Genomic DNA, 3,649 nt, shown 5'->3' with positions numbered 1-3,649 from the left:
CATTTTCTGAGGCTTTCCTCCGGGCGCTTCCCTTCGGTGTTTCCAACCTTACCAGATTCTTATTCCGTTCCGTTCCCGGTTCGGATTCTGATTCCAGTGGCCGTTGGAGGGCCTTTTTGCCTTTCGGCTGATCCGACTTTATCAGAACTTCTGAGTCGGAATTCCCACCCTCTTCGCTCACCACCGTTCGCACACGTGTGTGCCCGGGGGTTCGCTGAGGCGGAGCCGTAAACGTACTGGAGCGGAGCAGCCGATGCAAATCGAGGGCCGCTCCGCTCCTGGTTCACCCGACGGTGTGTCAGACCTCCACGACCACGGGCAGGATCATCGGGCGCCGGCGGTAGGTGTCGGAAACCCACTTGCCGATGGTCCGCCGGATGAGCTGCTGCAGCTGGTGCGGCTCGGCGACACCGTCCGCCGCGGACTTCTGCAGGGCTTCCTCGATCCTCGGGATGACCGCGTCGAACGCGTTGTCCTCGATACCGGAGCCGCGTGCGTGGATGTTCGGGCCACCCACGATCTTGCCTGTGGTCGAGTCGACCACGACGAAGACGGAGATGATGCCCTCGTCGCCGAGGATGCGCCGGTCCTTGAGCGAGCTCTCGGTGACATCGCCGACCGAAAGGCCGTCGACGTAGACGTATCCGGCCTGGACCTTGCCGGAGATCCTGGCCTTGCCGTCGATCAGGTCGACGACGACTCCGTCCTCGGCGATCACGATGCGGTCCTTCGGGACACCCGTCAGGGCTCCGAGCTCGGCGTTGGCACGCAGGTGGCGCCATTCGCCGTGGACCGGCATCAGGTTCTTCGGCCGGCAGATGTTGTAGAAGTACAGCAGCTCGCCCGCCGAAGCGTGGCCCGAGACATGGACGCGGGCGTTGCCCTTGTGGACGACGTTCGCGCCCCAGCGGGTCAGGCCGTTGATGACGCGGTAGACCGCGTTCTCGTTGCCGGGGATGAGCGACGAGGCCAGGATGACGGTGTCGCCCTGGACGATGCGGATCTGGTGGTCGCGGTTGGCCATCCGGGAGAGTGCCGCCATCGGCTCGCCCTGGGAGCCCGTGCAGACGAGCACGACCTCGTGGTCGGGCAGGTCGTCGAGCGTATTGACGTCCACGACGAGACCGGCCGGGATCCTGAGGTAGCCGAGGTCGCGCGCGATGCCCATGTTGCGGACCATCGAGCGGCCGACGAACGCGACCCGGCGGCCGTACTCGTGCGCGGCGTCGAGGATCTGCTGGATGCGGTGGACATGGCTGGCGAAGCTGGCCACGATGATGCGCTTCTTGGCGCCGGCGAAGACGCCGCGCAGCACGTTGGAGATATCGCGTTCGGCCGGGACGAAGCCGGGGACCTCGGCGTTCGTGGAGTCGGAGAGCAGCAGGTCGATGCCCTCCTCGCTCAGCCGGGCGAAGGCGTGCAGGTCGGTGAGACGGCCGTCCAGCGGGAGCTGGTCCATCTTGAAGTCGCCGGTGTGGACGACCATGCCCGCCGGAGTGCGGATGGCGACGGCCAAGGCGTCCGGGATGGAGTGGTTGACCGCGATGAACTCGCAGTCGAAGGGACCGATGCGCTCCCGGTCGCCTTCGACCACCTCCAGTGTGTAGGGGCGGATGCGGTGCTCCTGGAGCTTGGCCTCGATGAGCGCGAGGGTCAGCTTGGAGCCGATCAGCGGGATGTCCGGCTTCAGCCGGAGCAGGAAGGGGACGCCGCCGATGTGGTCCTCGTGGCCGTGCGTGAGCACGATGCCCTCGACGTCGTCGAGGCGGTCCTTGATCGCGTTGAAGTCCGGAAGGATCAGGTCGACACCCGGCTGCTCCTCCTCGGGGAAGAGGACGCCGCAGTCCACGATCAGGAGTCGGCCGTCGTACTCGAAGACCGTCATGTTTCGGCCGATCTCACCGAGACCGCCGAGCGGGGTGACGCGCAGGCCGCCCTGGGGGAGCTTCGGCGGAGTGCCGAGTTCGGGATGCGGATGACTCAAAAGACTCTCCTCACCACACGCGCCACGTACCGCGTGGGCACGTGGCGCGTGTGACATTCGTGCACTTGCTGTTGTCATTGATGTGATGCTTGTTCAGTTGCTTCATATTCAGTTGTGAAGTCTGTGATTACAGCTGTACCCCGCCGGCGGCGAGATCCAGCTTGAGCTGTGCGGTCTCGGCTTCGCTGAGCTCCACCAGCGGCAGGCGCAGCGGGCCGGCGGGCAGTCCCTGGAGCGCGAGCGCCGCCTTGGTGGTGATGACGCCCTGGGTGCGGAACATGCCGGTGAAGACCGGGAGCAGCTTCTGATGGATCTCGGTGGCCTTCTGGACGTCACCGGCGGTGTACGCGTCGACCAGGGCGCGCAGCTCGGGGGTGACCACATGGCCGACCACGGAGACGAAGCCGATGGCGCCGACCGACAGCAGCGGAAGGTTGAGCATGTCGTCGCCCGAGTACCAGGCCAGGCCGCTCTGGGCGATGGCCCAGCTGGCGCGGCCGAGGTCGCCCTTGGCGTCCTTGTTCGCGACGATGCGCGGATGCTGGGCGAGCCTGACGATCGTCTCGGTGTCGATCGGCACCCCACTGCGGCCGGGGATGTCGTACAGCATCACCGGGAGTCCTGTGCTGTCGGCGATGGCCGAGAAGTGCCGGTACAGACCCTCCTGAGGGGGCTTGTTGTAGTACGGCGTGACGGCGAGCAGGCCGTGTGCTCCGGCGCGCTCGGCGGCGCGGGCGAGCTCGATGCTGTGGTGGGTGTCGTTGGTGCCGATTCCGGCGACCACGTGGGCCCGGTCTCCGACCGCTTCGATGATGGCCCGGACGAGCTGGTCTTTCTCCGCGTCGCTGGTGGTCGGGGACTCGCCGGTGGTGCCGTTGACGATCAGGCCGTCGTTGCCTGCGTCCACCAGGTGGGCGGCGAGCCGCTGCGCGCCGTCGAGATCGAGTGCGCCGTCCGCCGTGAACGGCGTGACCATCGCGGTGAGGACCCGTCCGAAGGGGGTCTGCGGAGTGGAGATCGGAGCCATGGGTAACACGCTACTCGCTGCTCAGCGGGTAGGGGCCCCTCGGGGGACGTGACGTACGCCGTGAGCTGTGGAGCCCGGCACTGCCTGCTCGGGGGTTCAAGCAGTGCCGGGTCCGTTTGATCAGGCTAGATGAACTTCTCCAAATGCCGCAATACGGACACTTCGTGCGGCCCATCCGTACATGTGTGCCCGATCGGCAAACAGAGGTGCGCTACGGGGCGACACGACCGTTGGCATTGAAGGCCGAGTAGGTGAGCGGCATGAGCTTGGCCCACTGCTCCTCCATCTTCTCGCCGACCATCTCGATCTCCCGCTGCGGGAAGGACGGGACCTTCGCCAGCTCGTGCTGGGTACGCAGGCCGAGGAAGTGCATCAGCGAGCGTGCGTTGCACGTGGCGTACATCGAGGAGAAGAGGCCTACGGGGAGGACGGCTCGGGCCACCTCGCGGGCCACGCCGGCGGCGAGCATCTCCTGGTAGCGCTCGTACGCCTGGACGTACGACTCCTGCATCGAACGCTCCACGATTTCCTGCTGCGCCTCCGTGCCCGACACGAACTCGTACTTGCCCGGGCGTCCCTGCTGGACGAGCTTGCGCTCCTCTCCGGGGACGTAGAAGACCGGTTGAAGTTCCCTGTAG

The 3,649-nt window shown here is 66.3% G+C and carries 3 protein-coding genes; all 3 read right to left on the bottom strand.

Annotated elements, in window-relative coordinates; translation table 11 throughout:
• Window positions 1-298: 298 nt before the first annotated feature.
• On the bottom strand, window positions 299-1,984 hold the full coding sequence (locus ACFWI9_RS33385) for a ribonuclease J (RefSeq protein ID WP_387168804.1): 1,686 nt from the start codon (window positions 1,982-1,984) through the stop codon (window positions 299-301).
• Window positions 1,985-2,111: 127 nt separating this feature from the next.
• Entirely contained in the window at window positions 2,112-3,011 is a 900-nt protein-coding gene (dapA, locus tag ACFWI9_RS33380) for a 4-hydroxy-tetrahydrodipicolinate synthase (RefSeq protein ID WP_387168801.1), read from the bottom strand.
• A 211-nt stretch (window positions 3,012-3,222) separates the two neighbouring features.
• On the bottom strand, window positions 3,223-3,649 hold a 427-nt coding region (gene thyX / locus ACFWI9_RS33375; RefSeq protein WP_387168798.1), incomplete at its 5' end, for an FAD-dependent thymidylate synthase.

Origin of the sequence: Streptomyces sp. NPDC127084 (assembly GCF_042724175.1) — a bacterium.
GTDB lineage: Bacteria > Actinomycetota > Actinomycetes > Streptomycetales > Streptomycetaceae > Streptomyces.
This window is presented reverse-complemented; position numbering and strand designations above follow the sequence as displayed.